Annotated in this window: 23 protein-coding genes; 21 read left to right on the forward strand and 2 right to left on the reverse strand. The window is 66.9% G+C overall.

Going from position 1 to position 24,054, the window contains the following annotated elements; genetic code table 11:
• From AT699_RS01920 to AT699_RS01930, 3 genes are all read left to right on the forward strand, one after another.
• Window positions 1-1,737, forward strand: coding sequence for a nitric oxide reductase activation protein NorD (locus AT699_RS01920; protein ID WP_024067536.1), 1,737 nt, complete (start codon window positions 1-3; stop codon window positions 1,735-1,737).
• Between the two features lie 91 nt (window positions 1,738-1,828).
• Window positions 1,829-2,983, forward strand: a complete 1,155-nt coding sequence (locus AT699_RS01925; RefSeq protein ID WP_006386752.1) for a transporter substrate-binding domain-containing protein — start codon at window positions 1,829-1,831, stop codon at window positions 2,981-2,983.
• Between the two features lie 29 nt (window positions 2,984-3,012).
• Window positions 3,013-3,612, forward strand: coding sequence for an ANTAR domain-containing response regulator (locus AT699_RS01930; RefSeq protein WP_080564252.1), 600 nt, complete (start codon window positions 3,013-3,015; stop codon window positions 3,610-3,612).
• Between the two features lie 3 nt (window positions 3,613-3,615).
• On the opposite strand, the gene AT699_RS01935 is transcribed toward AT699_RS01930, so the two are convergent.
• Window positions 3,616-4,377, reverse strand: coding sequence for a maleate cis-trans isomerase family protein (locus AT699_RS01935; protein ID WP_006392519.1), 762 nt, complete (start codon window positions 4,375-4,377; stop codon window positions 3,616-3,618).
• A 123-nt stretch (window positions 4,378-4,500) separates the two neighbouring features.
• On the opposite strand from AT699_RS01935, the gene AT699_RS01940 reads away from it, so the two are divergent.
• The 5 genes from AT699_RS01940 to AT699_RS01960 all read left to right on the forward strand — a co-directional run bounded on the left by AT699_RS01940 (window position 4,501) and on the right by AT699_RS01960 (window position 8,886).
• Complete coding sequence (locus tag AT699_RS01940; RefSeq protein ID WP_024067539.1) at window positions 4,501-5,382, forward strand: LysR substrate-binding domain-containing protein; 882 nt, start codon at window positions 4,501-4,503, stop codon at window positions 5,380-5,382.
• A gap of 133 nt (window positions 5,383-5,515) precedes the next feature.
• Window positions 5,516-6,484, forward strand: a complete 969-nt coding sequence (locus AT699_RS01945) for a Bug family tripartite tricarboxylate transporter substrate binding protein (protein WP_024067540.1) — start codon at window positions 5,516-5,518, stop codon at window positions 6,482-6,484.
• Complete coding sequence (locus tag AT699_RS01950) at window positions 6,485-7,150, forward strand: 3-oxoacid CoA-transferase subunit A (RefSeq protein ID WP_024067541.1); 666 nt, start codon at window positions 6,485-6,487, stop codon at window positions 7,148-7,150.
• A 1-nt stretch (window position 7,151) separates the two neighbouring features.
• Complete coding sequence (locus tag AT699_RS01955) at window positions 7,152-7,856, forward strand: 3-oxoacid CoA-transferase subunit B (protein ID WP_024067542.1); 705 nt, start codon at window positions 7,152-7,154, stop codon at window positions 7,854-7,856.
• Between the two features lie 37 nt (window positions 7,857-7,893).
• A complete protein-coding gene (locus tag AT699_RS01960) occupies window positions 7,894-8,886 on the forward strand; it encodes a tripartite tricarboxylate transporter substrate binding protein (RefSeq protein ID WP_024067543.1) in 993 nt (330 codons plus the stop codon).
• A gap of 398 nt (window positions 8,887-9,284) precedes the next feature.
• Here AT699_RS01960 and AT699_RS01965 read toward each other — a convergent pair whose 3' ends face one another.
• Window positions 9,285-11,060 (reverse strand): M61 family metallopeptidase, encoded by a 1,776-nt coding sequence (locus AT699_RS01965; RefSeq protein ID WP_024067544.1) that lies wholly within the window; start codon window positions 11,058-11,060, stop codon window positions 9,285-9,287.
• A 39-nt stretch (window positions 11,061-11,099) separates the two neighbouring features.
• On the opposite strand from AT699_RS01965, the gene AT699_RS01970 reads away from it, so the two are divergent.
• The 13 genes from AT699_RS01970 (at window position 11,100) to hemE (ending at window position 23,872) form a co-directional block, all read left to right on the forward strand.
• Entirely contained in the window at window positions 11,100-11,876 is a 777-nt protein-coding gene (locus AT699_RS01970) for an enoyl-CoA hydratase (RefSeq protein ID WP_006386761.1), read from the forward strand.
• A 295-nt stretch (window positions 11,877-12,171) separates the two neighbouring features.
• Window positions 12,172-13,725: a DUF1254 domain-containing protein gene (locus AT699_RS01975; RefSeq protein ID WP_058207209.1), complete on the forward strand. Its 1,554-nt coding sequence runs from the start codon at window positions 12,172-12,174 to the stop codon at window positions 13,723-13,725.
• 571 nt (window positions 13,726-14,296) lie between these two features.
• Window positions 14,297-14,710 (forward strand): ATP synthase subunit I, encoded by a 414-nt coding sequence (locus AT699_RS01980; protein ID WP_026385148.1) that lies wholly within the window; start codon window positions 14,297-14,299, stop codon window positions 14,708-14,710.
• An 87-nt stretch (window positions 14,711-14,797) separates the two neighbouring features.
• A complete protein-coding gene (gene atpB, locus AT699_RS01985) occupies window positions 14,798-15,679 on the forward strand; it encodes a F0F1 ATP synthase subunit A (protein WP_006386764.1) in 882 nt (293 codons plus the stop codon).
• Window positions 15,680-15,797: 118 nt separating this feature from the next.
• The gene (atpE, locus tag AT699_RS01990) at window positions 15,798-16,040 is read left to right on the forward strand and encodes a F0F1 ATP synthase subunit C (protein ID WP_003815363.1); all 243 of its coding nucleotides are present in this window, start codon (window positions 15,798-15,800) and stop codon (window positions 16,038-16,040) included.
• A gap of 142 nt (window positions 16,041-16,182) precedes the next feature.
• Window positions 16,183-16,653, forward strand: coding sequence for a F0F1 ATP synthase subunit B (locus tag AT699_RS01995; protein ID WP_006227275.1), 471 nt, complete (start codon window positions 16,183-16,185; stop codon window positions 16,651-16,653).
• Between the two features lie 12 nt (window positions 16,654-16,665).
• The gene (locus AT699_RS02000; protein ID WP_006386765.1) at window positions 16,666-17,205 is read left to right on the forward strand and encodes a F0F1 ATP synthase subunit delta; all 540 of its coding nucleotides are present in this window, start codon (window positions 16,666-16,668) and stop codon (window positions 17,203-17,205) included.
• A 31-nt stretch (window positions 17,206-17,236) separates the two neighbouring features.
• The gene (atpA, locus tag AT699_RS02005) at window positions 17,237-18,778 is read left to right on the forward strand and encodes a F0F1 ATP synthase subunit alpha (RefSeq protein WP_006386766.1); all 1,542 of its coding nucleotides are present in this window, start codon (window positions 17,237-17,239) and stop codon (window positions 18,776-18,778) included.
• 99 nt (window positions 18,779-18,877) lie between these two features.
• The gene (atpG, locus tag AT699_RS02010; protein WP_006386767.1) at window positions 18,878-19,783 is read left to right on the forward strand and encodes a F0F1 ATP synthase subunit gamma; all 906 of its coding nucleotides are present in this window, start codon (window positions 18,878-18,880) and stop codon (window positions 19,781-19,783) included.
• A gap of 43 nt (window positions 19,784-19,826) precedes the next feature.
• Window positions 19,827-21,227 carry a F0F1 ATP synthase subunit beta gene (gene atpD / locus AT699_RS02015; protein WP_024067547.1) on the forward strand — a complete coding sequence of 467 codons (1,401 nt, stop codon included), beginning with the start codon at window positions 19,827-19,829 and terminating at the stop codon, window positions 21,225-21,227.
• Window positions 21,228-21,236: 9 nt separating this feature from the next.
• A complete protein-coding gene (locus AT699_RS02020; RefSeq protein WP_006386769.1) occupies window positions 21,237-21,662 on the forward strand; it encodes a F0F1 ATP synthase subunit epsilon in 426 nt (141 codons plus the stop codon).
• 190 nt (window positions 21,663-21,852) lie between these two features.
• Window positions 21,853-22,629, forward strand: coding sequence for a hypothetical protein (locus AT699_RS02025; RefSeq protein WP_026385149.1), 777 nt, complete (start codon window positions 21,853-21,855; stop codon window positions 22,627-22,629).
• Between the two features lie 169 nt (window positions 22,630-22,798).
• The gene (gene hemE / locus AT699_RS02030) at window positions 22,799-23,872 is read left to right on the forward strand and encodes a uroporphyrinogen decarboxylase (protein WP_006386771.1); all 1,074 of its coding nucleotides are present in this window, start codon (window positions 22,799-22,801) and stop codon (window positions 23,870-23,872) included.
• Window positions 23,873-24,054: the final 182 nt, after the last annotated feature.

Genomic DNA, 24,054 nt, shown 5'->3' on the forward strand with positions numbered 1-24,054 from the left:
ATGCGCGGCCTGCATTCGCCGGGGGAAGGAGAGGGCGCGGCGGTCGCCCGCGTGCGTTCGGCGGCGCCGGATCCCGCCCAACCCGCATTGTCGTGGCTGCTCAGCAGCCTGGCCGGTCATGCCATGACGGTCGAGCTGATGGACCCGGAGGCCGCCGGCACGCCGCCGCGGCCCGTGCTGACGGCCACGCATCTATTGCTGCCGGCGGCGCGCGCCGGGCAGAAGGCGGACGGCGCGGCATCCGCCGCCGCCAGGGCGAACGCCGATGCCGCGGGCACGCTGCGCCGCGCCGCCGTGGCGCACGCGGCCGCGCACCTGCTGTATTCGCCCGCCTCCCAGCCGGTCGCCAGTCTCAAGCCGATGGGCCTGGCGGTGGTGTCCGCCATCGAGGACACCCGCGTTGAACGCGTGCTGGCGGCGCTGTATCCCGGCGTGCGGCGCTGGTTCCGCCCGTTCATCCCGCCGCCGCCCGATCCGACCGACCTGGGCTTCACCGCGCTGGCGCGGCGCATGTGCCGCCTGCTGATGGACCCCGCGCTGCGCGATGACAACCATTGGGTCAACAAGGCGCGCGACCTGTTCGAGGCGCAGGCCGCCGCCGACCTGGCGGATGTCGCCGCGTTCCGCCGGTTGGCCTCGCTGCTGGCCAACGACCTGGGGCAGATGCGGGTGCGCTTCAATCCGCTGCAGTACGTGGTGCCGGTGGCCTACCGCGACGACAACAGCTACCTGTGGGACTACGGCGAGGCGGTCGAGCCGCCGCCCGAGCTGGCCCTGGGCAGCCAGGGCGCGGCGCCACAATCGCGCGAGGCGGCGCCCGACGATGCCCAGGCGGCGTCGGACGAGGACGCCGAACTGGGCCGCTACGACTATCCCGAATGGGACTACCGGCTGACGCGCAGCCGACCGGACTGGTGCACCGTGATCGAACGCCTGCCCGGCTGGCGCGCCGACGCGCCGTTGCTGGCGGGGTTGCGCCAGCCGCGGCTGGTGCTGCCGCGTTCGCGGCGCCTTGACCGCGCGCGGCGCCTGCGGCGCCAATGGGAAGGCGATGACATCGACCTGAACGCGGCCATCGAAGTCATGATCGACCGCCGTCTCGACCTGGCGCCGGATGCGCGCTTTTTTCAGCGGCCGGGCAGCCAGCCCGGCGTCTGTAGCACGCTGGTGCTGCTGGACCTGTCAGCCTCGGCCAACGACCCCGCGCCACGGGACGGCGCCACCGTGCTCGACCTGGAAAAACGCGCCGCCGCGCTGCTGGTGGGCGCGGTGGCCGGAAACGGCGACCGCATCGCGGTGCACGGCTTCTGCTCCGACACGCGGGCGGCGGTGCACTACTACCGCCTGTTGGACGCCGGCGTCGCGCCGACCGCAGCGGCGCTGGGCCGCATCGCGGCGGCCCGGGCCCGCTATTCCACCCGCCTGGGCGCGGCGCTGCGCCATGCGGGCGAGCTGGCGCTGCGCGCGCCCGGCGAACGCCGCGCCCTGATCGTCGTCACCGACGGCGCGCCGTCGGATATCGACGTGCACGATCCGCGCTATCTGGTGGAAGACGCCCGCGAAGCGGTGCTGGCGCTGCGCCGCCGCGGCCTGCGGGTGCAATGCGTGGCGCTGGACGCGAAAGCCGAACCCCAGCTGCGGGCGATGTTCGGATTCCATGGCTACCGCATCGTGCTGAACGCGGCCGCGCTGCCAGCGGCGCTGGCCCATGGCTACGGCCGCGCCACGCTCGGCTGACCCCCAGGAATCCACGTGTTGACGCCGCGCGCGCCTATGCTGAAACTGATCACCTCGACCGATTGACCTCTGTGCGGCGGTTCCTCCGATCATGGCAAACAAAGATCCTATCCGCGTGGGCGTGTTGTTCTCTGAAACGGGGGCCACATCGACCATAGGCCGTTCCCAGTTGCAAGGCACGCTCCTGGCGATCGACGAGATCAACGAGGCCGGCGGCGTCGACGGGCGCGAGATCGTGCCGGTGCGCTACGACCCGCGCTCCGACCCGGCCACCTACAGCGTGCTGGCCGAACGGCTGATTACCCAGGACCGCGTCAACGTCATCTTCGGCTGCTACATGTCCAGCAGCCGCAAGGCGGTGCTGCCGGTGGTCGAGAAATGGAACCGGCTGCTGTTCTACCCGACGCTGTACGAAGGCTTCGAGTTCTCCAACAACATCATCTATACCGGCGCCGCGCCCAACCAGAACAGCGTGCAGCTGGCGGAATTCATGACCGCCAACTTCGGCGCCCGCGTCTACCTGATCGGCTCGGACTACATCTATCCCTACGAATCCAACCGCATCATGCGCGAGCTGGTGCTGCAACGCCAGGACAGCGCCAAGCTGGGCGAGCGCTACGTGCCGCTGAACGCGACCGAGCGCGACTACCGCGAAATCCTCGACGACATCCGCAACAAGCGGCCGGACTTCATTTTTTCCACCGTGGTGGGCAATTCCACCGCCTGTCTGTATCGCGCCTACGCCGACGCCGGCTTCGATCCCAAGACCATGCCGATCGCCAGCCTGACCACCTCCGAGGCCGAGATTTCGCAGATGGAGCCCGAGGTGGCGGCGGGGCATTTCACGTCGGCGCCGTATTTCCAATCGATCGATTCCGAGGTCAACCACCGCTGCCTGGAACGGCTGCGGCGGCGTTTCGGCCAGGGCTGCGTGCCCAACCTGTGCTGGGAAGCCGCCTACTTCCAGATGCACATCTTCGCCAACGCCTACCGCGACACCGGCACCGACGAAATCGCGCAGATCCTGCCGCGCGTGCTGCAAAGCGAATTCCAGGCGCCGCAGGGCCGCGTGCGCATCGATCCCACCAACCACCACACCTGCCTTTATCCGCGGGTGGGGCGGGTCAACGGCAAGGGGCAGTTCACCATCGTGCGCGAAGCCACGCGGCCGGTGCACCCCGATCCGTACCTGGTCACCCATTCGCTGGGCGACTGGACGGCGACCCTGAGCTCGCTGGAGATCTGACGGTGGAGCCGGCAAGCCGCCTGCGCGTGATGCGCGCGACGCCCTCGTTGCTGAAGGACCTGCGCACCCTGCGCATCGCCGTCTACCATCCGGACGACGCCGATGGCAGGCAGCTGACGCAGCAACTGCAACGCATCGGTTGCCAGGTGCAGACCTTCTGGCCGCCGGCGCCGACGCTGCCCGAAGGGCTGGACGTGGTGTTCCTGGCGGTGCGGCCGGACGTCATCGACCTGGGTTTCGAATGGGCCAAGAGCGACGAGGCGCCGATGGTCATCGCCATCGTCACCTACGAGAACCCGACCATCGTCGAAGCGGTGCTGCGCATCGGCGCCAAGGCGGTGCTGCCGTCGCCGGTGCGATCGTTCGGCCTGTTGTCGACGCTGGTGGTGGCGCGGCAGGTCTACGACGACATCAAGTCGCACGCGCGCCGCCTGCGCAAGCTCGAAGGCAAGCTGCTGGGCGCGCGCCGCATCGCCGAAGCCAAGGGCATCCTGATGCGCACGCGCAACGTGACCGAGGGCCAGGCCTATGACCTGATCCGCGAACAGGCCATGAACAAACGCGTCACCACCGAGGAAATCGCCGGCGCCATCGTCAACGCCAACGAGATCCTCTCGCTCGGGAAATAGCGTTCAGTACTTGCCGGTCAGCAGTTCGCCGGCGTCGGGCACGCGCGTCTCCAGGTCCAGCACCTTGAGCATGCGGTAGACCGTGGCCGCGGCGGCCGTCACCACCGGCAGGCCCAGGCGGTCCTGCACCGGCTGGATCGACGCCAGCGACGGCATCTGCACGCAGGCCGACAGCACCACGGCGTCGACGCCGCGCGTATCCAGGCGCTCGACATGGCTGGCGGGCGCCATCGGATCCTGCGCGCCCACCTTCAGGTTGTCGGCGATCTCCAGCGACAGGCTGTCGTGCACTTCGATGCCTTCGTGCTCGATGTAGTCCACCACCAGCTTGGTCAGCGGCTTCATGTAGGGGGTCAGGATGGCGACCTTGCGCGCGCCGATGGCATGCAGGCCTTCGACCAGCGCGCCGGCGCTGGAAACGATGGGCGCGGGCGCGCCGTTGTCCACGGTGGCCTGATGCAGCCGTTCCTGCGAGGCGCGGTGGTAGCCCAGGCCCTGCGCCATGATGGCCACCAGGCAGGCATAACCCAGCACGTCGACGCGGGCGTCCGACAGTTCCTGCGCGCAGCGGTCGGATTCGCGGTCCATCGAGGCGAGCTCGGCCGCCGTCACCTGCTTCATGCGCATGCGGCTGGAGTGGAAGGTGAAGCGTTCGGGCGCGATGGTCTCGCGCCGGCGCAGCATGGCGGGGATCTCCGTTTCCATGGTGGTGTTGGAACTGGGAACGATCTGGCCGATGCGCAGGACGCGGGGCGACTGGGTCATGGCGGGTCTCCGGTAGGCGTTGTCTGCGCCCGATTGGCGCGCAAACAATTCTGCTCGCCGCGAACGATAGTTTCCAATATAGTTTTTGTCTGGTTTCATATATTTTACAAATCATTGGCCGCCATGGAAATCCGCCAACTCCGTTATTTCGCCGTGCTGGCCGAAGAACTCAACTTCACCCGCGCTGCCGCCCGGCTGCATATCTCGCAGCCGCCGCTGAGCCTGCAGATCGCCCAGCTCGAGCGCGAGCTGGAGGTCAAGCTGTTCGACCGCACCAACCGCCGGGTGGCCTTGACCGAGGCCGGCGCGGCGTTCCTGAATGACGTGCGCGCCACGCTCGCGGGCCTGAAGGACGCCACGGTGCGGGTGCGCGCGGTGGACCAGGGCAGGGCGGGGCGGGTCGAGATCGGCCTGTCCGGTTCGCATTTCATGGGGCCGGTGCCGGCGCTGATCGCGCGCCATGCCGCTAGCCATCCACAGGTCTCGGTGCTGCTCAACGAGATGAACCCGGCGGCGCAGCTGGAGGCGCTGCGCGGCCACCGCATCGACGTCAGCATCTCGCGCACCGCGGTCGACGATGACGAACTGCAATCGTTGGCGCTGTGGTCCGATCCGGTGGTGGCGGCGCTGCCCGCCGGCCATCGCCTGGCGGGGCGCAAGCGCCTGGCCCTGGCCGACCTGGCGCGCGACGCATTCGTGATGCTGCGCACGGACACCTCGGCGTTCGCCCGCGAGCTGGCCGACACCTGCGCCCGCGCCGGCCTGGCGCAGTCGGTGGCGCAGCGCGTGGCCGAAGTGCCGGCGCAACTGGCGCTGGTGGCGGCAGGGCTGGGCGTGGCGCTGGTGCCGCAGTCGACCTGCGGTCACTTCGGCGCGCGCATCGCGGTGTGCGCGCTGCCGGCCGCGGTGGGCAGCGGCACGGTCTACGCGGTCACGCGGCGCGACGACGGCAACCGCGCGCTGCGGGCGTTCCTGCGCACGGCGGCGCAGATGGCGGCCCGCTGACACGGCGGGCGCGGCGCGCTCTTTTGCGCAGGCGAAGCCGCTCCTCCAGATTCCGGAATAGGCATTTCGCGGCGTCGCGGCCACACTCTTTCGCACAAGACGATCCGCACCAGGATCTCGCAGGGAGACAAGCATGCCGCACCCGCAACGCTGGCTGGCCGCCGGCGCGCTGTTGTTCGCCATGGCGGGGCCCGCCGTGGCGGCGTGGCCCGAACGGCCTCTCACCCTCATCGTGCCGGCCTCTCCCGGCGGCACCACCGACATCGCGGCGCGCCTGATCGCCGACAAGCTGGCCGCGAAGCTGGGCCAGCAGGTCATCGTCGAGAACCGCGCCGGCGCCGCCGGCATCATCGGCGCGCAGACCCTGGCGCGCGCCAGGCCCGACGGCTACACGCTCCTGATGGGCAACATCGGTCCCAATGCCATCAACTACGCGCTCTACAAGACCTTGCCCTACAAGCCGGCCGACTTCGCGCCGGTGACGCGGGTGATTTCCGTGCCCAACGTGCTGGTGGTCAACGAAGCCTCGCCCGCGCGCAGCGTGGCCGACCTGCTGGCGCTGGCGAAGAAGGATCCGGGCCAGGTGTCGTTCGGCAGCTCGGGCAGCGGCCAGTCGCCGCACCTGTCGGCGGAACTGTTCAAGCAGCGCGCCGGCATCGGCGGCACTCACGTGCCCTACAAGGGCGCGGGCCCCGCGGTGGCCGCGCTGCTTGGGCAGCAGTTCACTTTCATGATCGACAACCTGCCCAGCTCCATGCCCTACATCCAGTCGGGCAAGCTGCGCGCATTGGCCGTCACCAGCGACCGGCGCCTGGCGGAATTGCCCGACGTGCCCACCATGGCCGAAGCTGGCGTGCCCGACATGGTGGTCACCGCCTGGTTCGGCCTGGTGGCGCCGGCCGGCACGCCCGCCGCCGTCATCGACGCGCTTTATGCCGCCACCCGCGACGTGGTGCGCAGCCCCGACGTCGCCGAGCGTTTTCGCGCCATGGGCGGGCAGGCCGGCGGCGACACGCCGGCCGAGTTCGCCACCTTCATCGACCAGGAACGCGTCCGCTGGAAGCGGATCGTGGACGCCGCCGGCATCGTCCAGGAGCAATAAGTGATCGACAAGATTCAGGCCTGCATGATGGACGCCGTGGCCATCATTCCCGATGGCGCCAGCGTGCTGGTGGGCGGCTTCGGCGAAGCCGGCGTGCCATACGAGCTGCTGCACTGCCTGGCGGAACTGAGCCGGCGCGACCTGACCATTATTGCCAACAACGCCGGCACCTTTGACCGCGGCATCGCCGCGCTGCTCGATCGCCGCCAGGTGCGCAAGATCATCTGCTCGCATCCGCGCCCGCCCAATTCCGAGGCCTTCGCCCGCGCCTTCCGCGCCGGCGAGGTGGAACTGGAATGCGTGCCGCAAGGCACCCTGGCCGAACGCCTGCGCGCGGCCGGCGCGGGCCTGGGGCCGTTCTACACGCCCACCGGCTACGGCACCGAGCTGGCGCAAGGACGCCGCCAGGAAGTGATCGACGGCGTCGGCTACGTGCTGGAACAGCCGCTGCGCGGCGACTACGCGCTGATCCGCGCGCACCAGGGCGACCGCTGGGGCAACCTGATGTACCGCCACGCCGCGCGCAATTTCAACCCCGTGATGTGCATGGCCGCCGGCCACGCCATCGCCCAGGTCGACGAGGTCGTGCCGCTGGGCGCCTTCGCGCCCGAGCACATCATGACGCCCGGCCTGTTCGTGAAAACCGTGGTGCGGGTGGAGACCTGAAATGCCGACGATCACGCCCATGACCCGCCAGCAGGTCGCGCAATTGCTGGCCGGCGACATCCCGGATGGCTCGGTGGTCAACCTCGGCATCGGCATGCCGACCCTGGTCGGCGACTACCTGCCGCCCGACAAGGACATCCTCTTGCACAGCGAGAACGGCATCACCGGCATGGGGCCCGCCGCGGCCGGCGACGCCGTCGATCCGGACCTCATCAACGCCAGCCGCCAGCCCATCACGCTGCTGCCCGGCGCCTCCATCACCGAACACACCGTGTCGTTCGCCATGATGCGCGGCGGCCACCTGGACTACGCCGTGCTCGGCGCCTTCCAGGTGTCGGAACGCGGCGACCTGGCCAACTGGAAGACTGATGACGCCGACGCCATCCCCGCCGTGGGCGGCGCCATGGACCTGGCCGTCGGCGCGCGCCAGGTGCTGGCCATGATGGAACACCGCGGCCGCGACGGCGCGCCCAAGATCCTGCGCCAATGCCGCTACCCGCTTACCGGCGCCGGCGTGGTCACGCGCATCTACACCGACCTGGCCGTGATCGACGTCACGTCCGCGGGCCTGCGCGTGCACGCCATGCTGCAAGGCGTCAGCGCCGAGGCGCTGCAGGCCGCCACCGAAGCGCCCCTGCGGTTTACCGACACGCCATCGGTCATCGCGCTCGATGCCGCCGGCGCGCCGCGCTACGTCAGGGGCTGAGGCAACCCGCCCTGTCCGAGCCATCCCGGAGTCCGCCATGCACCGTCCCGTCCTAGCCGTCCTGGCAACCGCCAGCCTGTTGTTTGCCGCGGCGACCACCGTCCGCGCACAGCCCGCGGCGGCGGCACCCGCCGGCGCCTATCCCGACAAGCCGATTACGCTGCTGATCCCGTACCCGCCCGGCGGCAGCGCCGACATGCTGGCCCGCCCGCTGGGCGCGGCCTTGCAAAAGAAGTGGAACCAGCCCGTGGTGCTGGAGTACAAGCCGGGCGCCGGCGGCGCCATCGCCTCGGCCCAGTTGGCCCGCGCCAGGCCCGACGGCTACACCCTGCTGATGGTCCTGGCCGCCCACACCATCAACCCCAGCCTCTATCCCTCGCTGCCCTACGACACCCGGCGCGACTTCGCCCCGGTCTCGCTGGTCGCGACCCTGCCCATGCTGGTCTCGGCGCCGCTGTCCACGCCGGCGAACAACATCCCCGAACTCATCGCCTACGCCAGGCAGCACCCCGGCAAGCTCAGCTTCGCCTCCGCCGGCAACGGCAACACCAGCCACCTGGCCGCCGAGATCTTCAAGCATCGCACCGGCGCCGACATGCTGCACGTCCCCTACAAAGGCAGTGGCCCCGCCGTCGTCGCCCTGTTGGGCGGCGAGGTCTCGCTGATGTTCGACAGCATCTCCACCTCGCTCCCCCAAGTGCAGTCCGGCAAGCTCAAGGCCCTGGCCGTCACCGGCGAACACCGCTCCCCCTTGCTGCCCAACGTCCCCACCGTCGCCGAAGCCGTCCCCGGCTTCGTCATCAACGGCTGGTACGGCATCCTGGCCCCCGCCAACACGCCACCCGCCATCCTCGACACCCTCAGCAGCGCCATCGCCGCCGCCATCAACACCCCCGACCTGAAGGCCCAGCTGAACAGCTACGGCTACGAAACCGTAGGCTCCACTCCCGCCGCCTTCGTCGACCACATCAACAAGGAACTCGACACCTGGAAACAAGCCGTCGAAGTCTCCGGCGCGAAGTTGAACTGACGCATCCGCGAGAGCGTCATCCCAAATCGCAAGACACAACGTAAGCCGCAAAAGGCCGCCCGCGCGGCCGCTTGCGGCGGGCCCCGCAAGATCCTCCCCACCCCACACCTAGACGGCAAAAACGCCAAGCAAACAGCCCGCCCCAGCAACGGCCGTTAAGTCTCAACGCGAGCGTGTGGCGGGGCAGGCGGGGGAGGGCGGGGCGTGTAGATGCGCCCAAGGGAAACCGAAGGGAGCCGAAGGCGTACAAGGTTGACGCAGGGGCAGTCCGGAGCGAACGCTCCGGACCGCAATCGTAGCCCCGTCCTCCCCCGCCTGCCCCGCCACACGCGCCTGAAGAACCCCACCGCCCCAATGCAAAACGGGCCTTCCAATAAAGAAGGCCCTAAAAAAAATACTCACCCAACCGACAACACACAATCCAGCGCCTCAGGCCCACTCAACCGAACCTGAAACACCCGCAACTCATCCCGCCTGAACACGTGCACGTCCACGCGATCCCCCACCCGGTACTGTCCCAGCAGCACCTCCACACCGGAGGCCCCCTCGACCTTCAAGCCATCGATCGCCACCAGCACATCCCCGGCAGACAATCCGCCCCTATGTCCCGCGCCGCCCTCCAGCACCGTTGCCAGCACCAGTGAATCCCCCTGCTTGCGCGTGCGCACATCCAGCGAAGGAATATTGACCGAGGCTTTCCATTGCAGCTTGACGCCTTGAGCGGCCAGCAGCTCCGCCAGCGGCACATCCGCCGTCCCGTAGGCATGTCGCGCAATGAAGCGCCGCGCATCCACCCCGGTCGCCTCCTTGATCAGCGCCGGCAAGCCATCCTCCGCCAACCCCTGCGCCTTGCCGCGATAGAAATCGCGCCCATACCGTTGCCACAACAGCCGCATCACATCGTCCAGCGAATGCGCGCCCGCCGACTCCTGGCGGATCAGCAGGTCCAGCCCCAGCGCCACCAGCGCGCCCTTGGTGTAATAGCTGACCAGCGCATTGGGCGAATTCTCGTCCTGCTTGTAATAGCGCGTCCACGCGTCGAACGAACTTTCCGCCACCGACTGCTTGTGCCGCCCCGGCGTGCGCGCCACGCTGGTGATGGTCTTGGCCAGCAGGCGCAGGTAATCGTTCTGCGTGATCACGTTGGAACGCAGCAGCAGCAGATCGTCGTAGTAGGACGTGAAGCCTTCGAACACCCACAACAGCCGCGTCAGGTCCGGCTGCGCCAGGTCGTACGGCACGAACGCCTGCGGCTTGATGCGCTTGACGTTCCAGGTGTGGAAATACTCGTGGCTGACCAGCCCCAGGAAGCCGCGATAGCCTTCGCCCTGGCCCTGCTGGCCCAGCACCGGCAGGTCCTTGCGCGCCGTCATCAGCGCCGTGCTGGCGCGGTGCTCCAGGCCGCCGTAGCCGTCGCCCGTCACCATGGTCATGAAGACATAGCGATCGCTGCTGTCCAGGAATGGCGCGCGCTTGCCGCGCGGTTCGAAGAAGGCGATCTGCGTTTCGCAGATCCTGCGCACGTCGTCGGTGATGCGGGCCAGGTCCAGGTTGGGCGCCACGCCCGTGAACACCAGTTCGTGCTCGGCGCCATGCGCCGTGAAGCTCGCCACCTGCGGCGTGCCCATTTCAACGGGATGATCGATCAGCGCGTCGTAGTCCGGCGCCAGGTACAGGCCGAAGCCATGGCGGCGCGCCGCGCCCTTGTGGCCGCGGGCCTCGGGCAGGCTGGTGTAGACCTTCCAGCCGTCGATGCCGCGCGGCGGCGCCAGGTCCACCAGGCAGGGCAGGTGGTCCTGCCCATGCACCCGCAGGAACACGCTGGTGCCGTTGAAGAAGCCGTGCGTTTCGTCCAGGTGCGCGCCGCGCACCGACAGGTCCCAGGCATACACCGTGTACTCCACCCGCAACGGACCGTCGCAAGGCGCGGCCTGCCAGGTGTGATTGTCTATTTTGTCGACAGGCACGCGGCGGCTGCCCGCATGGGCCGTCAGCGACTCGATCTGGCGCGAAAAATCGCGGATCAGGTAGCTGCCCGGAATCCAGGCCGGCAGCGACAGGCGCTGGCCATCCGGCGAGGGCGCCTGGACGGTTAGGGTTATCCGGTAGCGGTGCCCCGCGGGGTCGTGGGGCGCGAGGCGGTAAAGTATGGGGAAAGCATCGGTTTTTTCCATGCGTATATCTTATTTCATCCCATCCTCTGGAGACAGGTAATGAGCGAGTCGTTTGTGCTGGTCGAAACCCGCGGCCGCGTCGGTCTGCTGACGCTGAACCGCCCCAAGGCGCTCAACGCGCTCAACGATCAACTGATGAACGAACTCGGGGCGGCGCTGCTGGCTTTCGAGGCGGACGCGGACATCGGCGCCGTGGTCATCACCGGCAGTGAAAAGGCCTTTGCCGCGGGCGCCGACATCGGCGCCATGAAAGACTGGTCGTACATGGACGTGTACGGCAGCGAATACATCACCCGCAACTGGGAAACCCTCAAGCGCATCCGCAAGCCCGTGATCGCCGCGGTCGCCGGCTACGCCCTGGGCGGCGGCTGCGAACTGGCCATGATGTGCGACATCATCATCGCCGCCGACACCGCCAAGTTCGGCCAGCCGGAAATCAAGCTGGGCGTCATCCCCGGCGCCGGCGGCACGCAGCGCCTGCCGCGCGCGGTGGGCAAGGCCAAGGCCATGGACCTGGCCCTGACCGCCCGCATGATGGGCGCCGAGGAAGCCGAGCGCGCCGGCCTGGTGTCGCGCGTCGTTGCGGCCGACAAGTTGATGGAAGAAGCCATGGACGCGGCCACCGTGATCGCGTCGATGTCGCTGCCGTCGGTCATGATGGCCAAGGAATGCGTCAACCGCGCCTTCGAGGGTTCGCTCAACGAAGGCCTGCTGTTCGAGCGCCGCGTGTTCCATTCCCTGTTCGCCACCGAGGACCAGAAGGAGGGCATGGCCGCCTTCACCGAGAAGCGCAAACCCGACTTCAAACACCGTTAATTCTTGTTACGCCCGTTCCGGCCCCCCCCCGGGCCGGGCATGCCAGGACCAGGGCATCCGCGTTCGACGCCCTGTTTCCGACACGCGCCCACCCCGGGCGCGTTTTTCATGGCTGCGCGATTCCGCGCGGGCGTTGCGCCTTGAAACTTTTGGACAGCACCTTGTTGCAGGGATCGGCCCTATCCTGAAAAGGCGTCACTCTGAAAACGAGGTGCCGCGCCAGAGAGGCTTGCCCGAACTGGTAAGCCTCATGCGCGGCGGCTCGTCTGCAAACAATAGCAACAAGGAGCCTTGCATGCGTACTTCCCCCTTCAATCGCCGGTGGTCCGCCGCCGCGCTCGCGGGCGCGGTGAGCGTCTGCTTCGTGACCGCTACGCAAGCCCAATCGCCGCGGTCGACGCTGCGGCTGGTGTCCGAAACGCCGTATCCCGCCGCCGCCGCGCCCGCGCCGCAGATGAGCGCGCAGGAATTGCGCGACACCGCGATCGATGCGTACGTCTACGCCTATCCCATGGTGCTGATGGAACTGGCGCGCCGCAAGGCCACCGCCGTGCAGTCGCCGCTGGATGGCAAGGCGCCGATGAACCAGTTCGGGCACAAGGCCGCGTTCCCCGACCCGCGCGCCGCCGATACGCCGTGGCCCAGCGCCGACGCGCTGTATTCCAGCCTGTGGTTCGACGTGTCGCGCGCGCCGCTGATCGTGCGCTTGCCGGATACCGGCAAGCGCTACACGGTGCTGTCGGCGCTGGACATGTGGAGCGACGTGTTCGCCTCGCGTGGCACGCGCACCAACGGCCCCGGCGCCCAGTCGTTCGCCATCGTCGGCCCGAACTGGCAGGGCGCGCTGCCGCCGGGCATGGACGTGATCCACAGCCCGACCTCGACCGGCTGGCTGATCGGCTGGACCCAGACCAGCGGTCCGCAGGACTACGCCGGGGTCAACCAGATCCAGGCCAACATGACGGCCAGTTCGATGGTGGCGGCGGCGGCGGCGCCCGGCCGTCATCGTGGCGCCGGCAGCGCCTCGCCTTATCCGCAGACCGGCCCGGGCGTCGGCTCGGCCCCGATCGGCAGCGACGTGCCCATGCCGATGCCGGTGAACCTGCCAGAAGGTACGCCGGCCGAGCAGGCCGCCAGCATGGACGCCGCGTCGTTCTTCACCTTGTTCTTCGACGTGCTGCGCAACAACCCGCCGCATGCCAATGACACGCCCATGCTCGATCGCATGCGCCGCATCGGCCTGGATGGCCGCCAGCCGTTTTCGTATGGGCGCCTGAGCCCCACCGTGCAGCAGGCCCTGGCCGACGCGCAGCCGCTGGCCGGCCGCCGCATCGCCGACGGCGTGTCGCGCCTGGCCACGCCGATCAATGGCTGGAACACCGTGCTCACCGGCATCGGCACCTACGGCACCGACTACACGCGCCGCGCCGCCATCGCCTACGCCGGCCTGGGCGCGCCGACGCCGGAAGACGTGCTCTATCCGGTCACGGTGGCCGACAACAAGGGCCGCGCGCTCAACTCGAACGAAGACTACGTGCTGCACTTCGAGAAGGGCCAGCTGCCGCCGGCCAATGCCTTCTGGTCGCTGCATGTCTATAACGACAAGCACGGCTTCCCGGACAACCCCGCCAATCGCTACGCGCTGCGCAGTACCGACGACCTGAAGTACAACGCCGACGGTTCGCTCGACATCTACATCCAGCGCCGCGATCCGGGCGAGCGCAAGCGTTCCAACTGGCTGGCCACGCCGGCCGCCGATGGCCCGTTCCTGCTCAGCATGCGCCTGTACTGGCCGCAGGACGTGGCGCTGGACGGGCTGTGGGCGCCGCCGCCGGTCAAGGAAGACTGACGCGCTGCGCGCGGCCGGGCGGCGTGTGGGCGCCACTGGCCGGGCAGCTCCGCGCGGCTCCTGCGGGAGCCGCTTTTTCTTGTCCCGAGCGCCCGCGCTTTGGCGCGTTGGCCGGCGTCATTCACGTCCCCAATTTCCGTCGCGACGCGCGGTCCGGCCGGGCCTGTTGTCGCCTTACAAACCCCCTAAAGTTCATTTGCTCGGGTAAAAAAAAACACGCTATACTCTGCGGGTTTGACGCTTGCGGGATAAGAACACAGGGCGATGATTTCGCCGGTTCTGACAGGGGCAAAGGTCGTATGAACGGCTGTAGGACGGCTAGTGTGCGCGGCTGGTAATGCGCGGCTGGTAATGCATGCGTGGCTAGCGGCAATGCGTGGTTAGTGATCGCGGCTACTGATACGGCTTTTAGTACGACGGCTTTAGGCGGGGAAGTTTGATGCAGCAGAACACAGTGCGGCACGAACCTGCGCGCGGTTGGGGTGGAAAGGCCCGGGACGAGTCCTGTGGAATGAACCAGTCCGTTGCGCAACGGGGCGAGGCACGCCAGGTTCTGGCGGGTCAGGATCCGGTGGACCGGGTGCTGGTTCTCAGTGACGCGGATCGCGCGGCGCTGAATGCTCAGGCGGGCCGCGGTCTCCTGTTGGCACTGGCGGCGCAAGGCGCCATGGGGCTCGCAGCAGCAGTAATAGCGGGGGTTGTCGGAGGGGCGGCGGCAGGTTGGTCGGCGCTGGCGGGGGCAGGAGCGTATTTCATACCCAATGCGTTGTTCGCATTGCGCCTGGCTGTCAGTGTTCGGGCCGGTAAAGCCAGTCCCTTTACCTTTCTCTCTGGTGAGTTGATCAAGCTGTTCGCAACGGCATTGCTGTTGTGGCTGCTTTCGCGTGTGGCGCAGGACAGCCTCGTCTGGCCCGCCGCGCTGCTGGGTCTGATACTCACCCTGAAGGGATATCTCCTGCTTTTGATGTTCCGCAAGTTGTCATAGCGCTGCCGGGTAGGTTACGGCAAACGGAATCGTGGAATCGTCCGGCTCGCAAGGGCTCGGGCATACAGCAAATAGGGTAGGATTCAAATGGCTGCTGCCAGCGACGTGTCGCCTCAGTCCGCTTATATTCAGCACCACCTGGTGCACCTGAACAATACGGGCGAAAAACAGACTGCAATTGCTCAGTTTGACATCATCAACTACGACTCGTTGTTCTGGTCCGGCCTGACGGGCCTGATCGTCATCTTCTTCCTGTGGCGCGCCGCCCGCCGTGCGACCGCCGGCGTTCCGGGCCGCTTCCAGGCCTTCGTGGAAATGATCGTCGACATGGTCGACGACCAGGCCAAGGGCATCGTCCACAATGCCAAGAGCCGCCTCTTCATCGCTCCGCTCGCCCTCACCGTGTTCCTCTGGATCATCCTGATGAACGCGCTGGACCTGCTGCCCGTCGACCTGATGCCGTCGATCTGGCGCCTGACCGGCCTGGGCGCGCACCATGGCGACCCCCTCTACTACCACCGCGTGCTGCCGACCGCCGACCTGAACGTGCCGATGGGCATGTCGCTGGGCGTGCTGCTGCTGATGTTCTACTACGGCATCAAGATCAAGCACCCGGGCGGCTTCGTCAAGGAACTGTTCACCGCGCCGTTCCATGCGCATGGCCTGGGCGCGCTCGTCCTGGCTCCGTTCAACCTGCTGCTGAACCTGATCGAATACGCCGCCAAGTCCGTGTCGCTGGGCATGCGGTTGTTCGGCAACATGTTCGCCGGCGAATTGATTTTCATGCTGATCGCCCTGCTGGGCGGTGCCTGGACCGGTTTCAACGGCGCCAGCATCGGCTTGGGAATCGGCCACGTGCTGGCCGGCTCGATCTGGGCCATCTTCCACATCCTGATCGTGTTGCTCCAGGCCTTCATCTTCATGATGCTGACCCTGGTGTACCTCGGCCAGGCGCACGAAGGCCACTGATCCCCCGAATTTCCGGCGCAGGCCACCCGGCCGGCGCTGGATAGCAAGATCATCTTGCATTGAGCAGTACCCCAATCTTTTTATTTTTTGACTTCAGATTTCTAACCAAGGAGTTGTCATGACCAACGTCGCTTTCGTTGCTCTCGCTTGCGGTCTTATCATCGGTCTGGGCGCTATCGGCGCTTGCATCGGCATCGCACTGATGGGCGGCAAATACCTGGAAGCTTCGGCTCGTCAGCCTGAACTGATGAACGCTCTGCAAACCAAGATGTTCCTGCTGGCTGGCCTGATCGACGCGGCATTCCTGATCGGCGTGGGTATCGCCATGCTGTTCGCCTTCGCCAACCCGTTCGTCGGCTAAGGCACGCCCGCCGGCGAAAAGGCGGGTCATGACGCTGGCGGCGATGCGGGCTTGAGCCCCGTCGCCGGCCGGCAAAGTATCGAGTGCTCCGCGTTGCCCGTCCCGGGCGCCGTCGGAGCCGCAAGGTGTTAAAGGAACGACCGTGAATCTGAACGCGACGATCATTTTCCAGATGCTCGTGTTCTTCGTTCTGGGCTGGTTCACGATGAAATTCGTGTGGCCTCCTCTGACGAAGGCGATGGACGAGCGCCGCCAAAAAATCGCCGACGGCCTTGCCGCCGCGGAGAAGGGCAAGGCCGATCTGGCCCAGGCCCAGGCGCGTGTCAGTCTGATCGAGGCTTCTGCCAAGTCCGAAAACCACGCCCGCATCATCGAGGCCGAGAAGCAAGCCGCCTCCCTGATCGAGCAGGCCCGCCGTGAAGCGGAAGCCGAGCGTGCCCGCATCGTGGCGCAAGCTGCACAGGATGCCGCGCAGGAAGTCCAGCGCGCCCGTGATTCGCTGCGCGACGACGTCGCCGCGCTGGCCGTCAAGGGTGCTGAGCAGATCCTCAAGCGCGAGGTTGACGCCCGCGCCCACGCCGAGCTGCTGAACCAGCTTCGCGCGCAGCTTTAATCCGGGACCGTCATGGCTGAACTTTCCACTGTTGCCAGGCCGTACGCCGAAGCCCTGTTCGCCGCCGCGCGCGACGACAAGGCGGGCCTGCAGGCTTGGGCCGACCTGGTCAGCGAGCTGTCGCAGGTCGCCTCCAACCCCGACGTGCGCGAGGCCATGGCCGATCCGCGTCTGGGTGACAAGCAGCGCGTCGAGCTGTTCACCGGCCTGGTGAAGGCCGAACTGCCCCAGGCCGCCCGCAATTTCATCGAGCTGCTGGTCGAAAACGACCGGTTGCTGCTGCTGCCCGAGATCGCCACGCAATTCGTGGTGCTGCGGAACCGTCACGACGGCACGGCGCAGGCGGAAATCACCAGCGCGTTCGAGCTGAGCGACGCCCAGGTCCAAGAACTGGTCGCCGCCCTCGAGAAGAAATTCGGCCTGAAGCTCAAGCCCGTCGTCACCGTCGACCAGTCGTTGATCGGCGGCGTGCGCGTGGCCGTCGGGGACCAGGTGCTCGATACTTCCGTACAAGCCCAATTGGCCCGCATGCGCGATACGCTCGCCGCTTAAAGGCAGCACTAACAGGATTCCAGGAGTCAATATGCAACTCAATCCCTCCGAGATCAGCGAACTGCTCAAGAGCCGCATCGAGGGCCTGGGCGCTTCGGCTGATGTCCGTACTCAGGGCACCGTCGTGTCCGTGACCGACGGTATTACCCGCATCCACGGCCTGTCCGACGTGATGCAGGGCGAAATGCTCGAATTCCCCAACAACGTCTTCGGTCTGGCGCTCAACCTCGAGCGTGATTCCGTCGGCGCCGTTATTCTCGGTGACTACACCGGCGTGTCCGAAGGCGACGCGGTCAAGACGACCGGCCGCATTCTGGAAGTGCCGGTCGGCCCCGAGCTGAAAGGCCGCGTGGTCAACACGCTGGGCGAGCCGATCGACGGCAAGGGCCCCGTGAACGCCAAGGCCACCGACATCATCGAAAAAGTGGCCCCCGGCGTTATCGCCCGCCGCTCGGTGTCGCAGCCGCTGCAAACCGGCATCAAGGCTATCGACTCGATGGTTCCCATCGGCCGTGGCCAGCGCGAACTGATCATTGGCGACCGCCAGACCGGCAAGACCGCCGTGGCCGTCGACACCATCATCAGCCAGAAGGGCAAGGGCGTCACCTGCGTGTACGTCGCCATCGGCCAGAAGGCTTCGACGATCAACAACGTGGTGCGCAAGCTGGAAGAGCACGGCGCGATGGAATACACCATCGTCGTGGCCGCCTCGGCTTCGGACTCCGCCGCCATGCAGTACCTGGCCGCCTACGCCGGCTGCACGATGGGCGAATACTTCCGCGATCGCGGCGAAGACGCCCTGATCGTCTATGACGACCTGACCAAGCAAGCCTGGGCCTACCGCCAGGTCTCGCTGCTGCTGCGCCGTCCGCCGGGCCGCGAAGCCTACCCGGGCGACGTGTTCTACCTGCACTCGCGCCTGCTGGAACGTGCCGCCCGCGTGAACGAAGACTACGTCGAGAAGTTCACCGATGGCGCCGTCAAGGGCAAGACCGGCTCGCTGACCGCGCTGCCGATCATCGAAACCCAGGCGGGCGACGTGTCGGCCTTCGTTCCGACCAACGTGATCTCGATCACCGACGGCCAGATCTTCCTGGAAACCGACCTGTTCAACGCTGGTGTGCGTCCCGCCATCAACGCCGGTATCTCGGTGTCGCGCGTGGGCGGCGCCGCCCAGACCAAGGTCGTCAAGAAGCTGTCCGGCGGTATCCGTACCGACTTGGCGCAGTACCGTGAACTGGCCGCCTTCGCGCAGTTCGCCTCGGACCTGGACGACGCCACCCGTCGCCAGCTCGAGCGCGGCAAGCGCGTGGTCGAACTGCTCAAGCAGCCGCAATACCAGCCGCTGCAGGTGTGGGAACTGGCCGTCACGCTGTACACGGTCAACAACGGCTACCTGGATGACGTGGACGTGGCCCAGGTGCTGTCGTTCGAAAAGGCGCTCAAGGACCAGCTCAAGGCCAAGCACGCCGCCCTGATCCAGCGCGTCGAAGACACCAAGGAACTGTCCAAGGACGACGAAGGCGAACTCGCCGCCGCCATCCAGGAATTCAAGAAGCACGGTGCTTTTTAAGAAAGTGATGGGTTAGGCGTCAGCTGCGCCTCACCCATCCTTATCGGATGGTTGAGGCGCAAGCGCCAACCCATCGGCCAGTCTTCACAGGAAAGCGCAATGCCCGGAATTAAGGAAATCCGAACCAAGATCAAGAGCGTGCAAAACACGCGCAAGATCACCAAGGCGATGGAAATGGTCGCCGCATCCAAGATGCGCAAGGCGCAGGAGCGGATGCGCGCGGGCCGTCCGTACGCCACCAAGGTGCGCGAGATCGCCGCGCACCTGATGCAGGCCAACCCCGAGTACAGCCACCCGTACCTGGTCGAGCGCGAAGTCAAGGCGGTCGGCGTGGTCATGGTGACGACGGACAAGGGTCTGTGCGGCGGCTTGAACACCAACATCACCCGCGTGGTGCTGTCGAAGCTGAAAGAGTTCGAGAAAAACGGCATCGCCGTTCAAGCGACCGCTTTCGGCAACAAGGGCGTGGGCGTGCTGTCCCGTATCGGCGCCAAGCTGGTTTCCCAGGAAGTGCAACTGGGCGACAAGCCGCAACTGGATCGCCTGCTGGGCGCGATCAAGGTGCAGCTGGACGCCTACCTGGAAGGCCGCATCGACGCGCTGTACGTGGCTTCGACCCGCTTCGTCAACACGATGAAGCAGGAGCCGCTGTTCCTGCGTCTGCTGCCCCTGGCCAGCGGTTTGGAAGATCCGTACCAGACGGGCGCCGAAAGCCTGGCCAAGACTTCGGAAGTGAAATCGGATTACAGCTGGGATTACATCTACGAACCCGACGCTCGTAGCGTGATCGACGACCTGCTGCAGCGTTACGTGGAAGGCCTGCTGTACCAAGCCGTGGCCGAGAACATGGCTTCGGAGCAGTCGGCCCGGATGGTCGCCATGAAGGCGGCGTCGGACAACGCCAAGAAGGTCATCGGCGATCTGCAGCTGGTCTACAACAAGACCCGCCAGGCCGCGATCACCAAGGAAATTTCGGAAATCGTAGGGGGCGCTGCCGCCGTCTGAGGCAGGCAGCATCCCGTCAAAAGCTATCAAGCAAGGAATCGACATGAGCAACGGAACCATCGTTCAGTGCATCGGCGCCGTGGTGGATATTCAGTTCCCCCGCGATCAAATGCCCAAGATCTACGAAGCGCTTACTCTGGTCGACGAGGGTTCCTCGTTCGCCGAAAAGGGTCTGACGCTGGAAGTGCAGCAACAGCTGGGTGACGGCGTGGTGCGTACCATCGCCCTGGGCTCCAGCGACGGCCTGCGCCGCGGCATGAAGGTCGCCGGCACCGGCGCCCCGATCTCGGTGCCGGTCGGCACCGGCACGCTCGGCCGCATCATGGACGTGCTGGGCCGCCCGATCGACGAAGCTGGCGAAATCCAGCACGACGAAAAGCGTGGCATTCACCAACCGGCTCCCCGTTTCGACGAGCTGTCGCCGTCGGTGGAACTGCTGGAAACCGGCATCAAGGTTATCGACCTGGTGTGCCCGTTCGCCAAGGGCGGCAAGGTCGGCCTGTTCGGCGGCGCCGGCGTGGGCAAGACCGTCAACATGATGGAACTGATCAACAACATCGCCAAGCAGCACAGCGGCTTGTCGGTGTTCGCCGGCGTGGGTGAGCGTACCCGTGAAGGCAACGACTTCTACCACGAAATGGAAGAGTCGAACGTTCTGGACAAGGTCGCCATGGTGTTCGGTCAGATGAACGAACCCCCGGGCAACCGTCTGCGCGTGGCGCTGACCGGCCTGACGATGGCCGAGAAGTTCCGCGACGAAGGCCGCGACATCCTGTTCTTCGTGGACAACATCTACCGCTACACCCTGGCCGGTACCGAAGTGTCGGCGCTGCTGGGCCGTATGCCGTCGGCGGTGGGCTACCAGCCCACGCTGGCCGAGGAAATGGGCAAGCTGCAAGAGCGCATCACGTCCACCAAGACCGGCTCGATCACCTCGATCCAGGCCGTGTACGTGCCCGCTGACGACTTGACCGACCCGTCGCCCGCCACCACCTTCCAGCACTTGGACTCGACCGTCGTGCTGTCGCGTGATATCGCCGCCCTGGGTATCTACCCGGCCGTGGACCCGCTGGACTCGTCCAGCCGCCAGCTCGACCCGCAAGTCGTCGGCGAAGAGCACTACGCCGTGGCCCGTGGCGTGCAGCAGACGCTGCAGCGCTACAAGGAACTGCGCGACATCATCGCGATTCTGGGCATGGACGAACTGTCGCCGGAAGACAAGCAGGCCGTGGCCCGCGCCCGCAAGATCCAGCGTTTCCTGTCGCAGCCGTTCCACGTGGCCGAAGTGTTCACCGGTTCGCCCGGCAAGTACGTGCCGCTGGCCGAAACCATCCGTGGTTTCAAGATGATCGTGAACGGCGAGTGCGATGCGCTGCCGGAACAGGCCTTCTACATGGTCGGCTCGATCGACGAGGCCTTCGAGAAGGCCAAGAAACTGCAATAAGGAACCGATATGGCTACCCTGCATGTGGATGTCGTCAGCGCAGAGGAAGCGATCTTCTCCGGTGAGGCGAAGTTCGTGGTGCTGCCTGGCGAGGCGGGTGAGCTGGGCATCCTGCCCGGCCATACCCCGCTGATCTCGCGCGTACGCCCCGGGACGGTCAAGATCGTCCGTGCCGACCAAGGCGAGGAGAACATCTTCGTCGCCGGGGGCATTCTGGAAGTGCAGCCGGGCAGCGTGACGGTCCTGGCCGACACCGCCATCCGCGCCGCCGACCTGGACGAGGCCCGTGCCCTGGAAGCGCGCAAGCGCGCCGAAGAGGCCCTGGCCAACGCCAAGGACAAGGCGGACATCGCGGTTGTCGAGGCCGAGCTGGCCATGCTGGCGGCGCAAGCCATCGCGGCGCGCAAGCTGCGCCAAGGCGGCCGCTCGCACTGAGCGCAAGCATGACCTGCCGGGGTTCGCCCCGGATCCGGGAAAAGCGGCCATGGGCCGCTTTTTTCATTTGCGCGGCCACGGCTGCGCAACCCCTCGGTCAGCCGCAGGCCGGCCTGCGTTCGCTACGAATGGCGGCCCGGCTGGCGCGCCGGTAGCCTTCAGGCATTGCAATTCGAAGCTGGAGGGTGGCGTGCGAGAAACCATGGATTGCGGAGTGCTGCTGGCGCCCGGCCACGAAACCGCCATGGGCGACTGGGTCGCGCGCGACCAGCCGCGGCTGGCGCGGGTGCGTTTGCATCTGGTGCACCTGCGGCTGCCGGGCAGCGGTCCGGGTGGTCCGGATACGCACGCGCTGGCGGGGCTGGCGGTGGGGTTGCGCCGCTACGATCACTGCGTCCTGCCGGTCGCGCCGGCTTCGCTGGCGTGGACCCGCATGTCCTTGCAGCAGGCCCGCGGCACGCTTGCCACGCCCATCCTGCTGCTGGTGCACGACATGACCGCGCCCGCCATCGAAGACCTGCTGCGCCTGGGCGCCGCCGATTTCATCGCGTCGCCGTACTGCCTGGAAAGCCTGCGCGTGCGGCTCGGCCGGCTGGCGCGGCGCGCGCCCTTGCCGGGCGGCCTGGTGGAAGAACCCGGCGTGATATACGCCGCCGCCGCGCCACGCGCCGTTGGCGCGGCCGACGTCCGGCCGCGGGTGCCTCGGCAGGTGTTGCAACAGGGGCTGGCGGGGATGCGCTACCAGCCGGGCCGCGAAGCCCAGGAACCCTTCCGGCAGGCCAAGGCGCGCGTGGTCGATGGTTTCGAATCCGACTATATCCGCCTGGCGCTGTCCCGCCACCAGGGCAACGTGGCGCGCGCCGCGCGCGCCTCCAGCAAGCATCGGCGGGCTTTCTGGGCGCTGATGCGCAAGCATGGCATCGATGCCGGACCCTACCGCCGGCAGGCCGAGCAGGCGCGAGACTAGCGCCGGCGGCCCTGCCCGGCAGCGGTTGTGCGGCGGTCGCGGCGCCGCGTGTCGCCAACCCGTGACGAAAGCGCGGCGGCTTGCGTCACGGCAAGCCCGGATCGCGTGCGCGCCGCACCCTGTCAGCTTGGGGCAGTAAAATCACGGCTTCCGATCATCGAGGATAGTCGTGTCCGCTTCCGTCTTGAAGAACGATGTGTTCTTGCGCGCGCTGCTGCGCGAGCCCGTGCCCTACACCCCGATCTGGCTGATGCGCCAGGCGGGCCGCTACCTGCCCGAATACCGCGAGACGCGGGCCCGGGCCGGTTCCTTCATGGGCCTGGCTCAGAATCCGGACTACGCCTCGGAAGTCACGCTGCAGCCGCTGGAGCGTTTCGACCTGGACGCGGCCATCCTGTTTTCCGACATCCTGACCGTGCCGCACGCCATGGGCCTGGGCCTGGACTTCGCCGAAGGCGAGGGGCCGCGCTTTGCCCGTCCGGTGCGTACCGAGGACGACGTGGCGCGCCTGGCGGTGCCCGACATGGACAAGCTGCGCTATGTGTTCGATGCCGTCGGCACCATCCGCCGCGACCTGGACGGCAAGGTGCCGCTGATCGGCTTTGCCGGCAGTCCCTGGACCATCGCCTGCTACATGGTCGAAGGGCAGGGCAGCGACGATTACCGGCTGATCAAGACCATGCTGTATTCGCGTCCGGACCTGCTGCACCGCATCCTGGAAATCAACGCCGAAGCCACGCTGCAATACCTGAACGCCCAGATCGCGGCGGGCGCGCAGGCCGTCATGCTGTTCGACAGCTGGGGCGGTGTGCTGGCCGACGGTCTGTTCCAGCAGTTTTCGCTGGCCTACACCCGCAAGGTGGTGGCCGGCCTGACGCGCGAACACGAAGGCCGCCGCGTGCCGGCCATTGTCTTCACCAAGGGCGGAGGCCAGTGGCTGGAAGACATCGCCGCCTGCGGCTGCGACGCCGTGGGCCTGGACTGGACCGTCGACCTGGCGGCGGCGCGGCGCCGCACCGGCGACTGCGTCGCGTTCCAGGGCAACCTCGACCCGATGGCCCTGTTCGGCGGCGCCGACGCCATCCGCGCCGAGGCTCGCCGCGTGCTGGACGCTTTCGGGCCGGTGGGCAAAGGTGGGCATGTGTTCAACCTGGGGCATGGCATTTCGCGCTTCACTCCCCCAGACGCGGTAGCGGAATTGGTGGATGAAGTCCACCGTCACAGCCGTTCGCTCAGAGGGTAAGTGAGTGAACGCTTCGGCCCGCAGGGCCGGGCGTCGAGGCCTCCCGAGCGCAGTTGTGCACAGCAAGATTGCGCTCGGGGAAAACCCTTTATAAGCTATTTTACAATCTTGGAAGTTTGTACAAGTCATTGTTTTTAATGGAATAAAATAAGTTTTCAACAGGATTGCAAGACTTGATGCAA

It is taken from the genome of Achromobacter xylosoxidans (assembly GCF_001457475.1).
In the GTDB taxonomy this organism is placed as follows: domain Bacteria; phylum Pseudomonadota; class Gammaproteobacteria; order Burkholderiales; family Burkholderiaceae_B; genus Achromobacter; species Achromobacter xylosoxidans.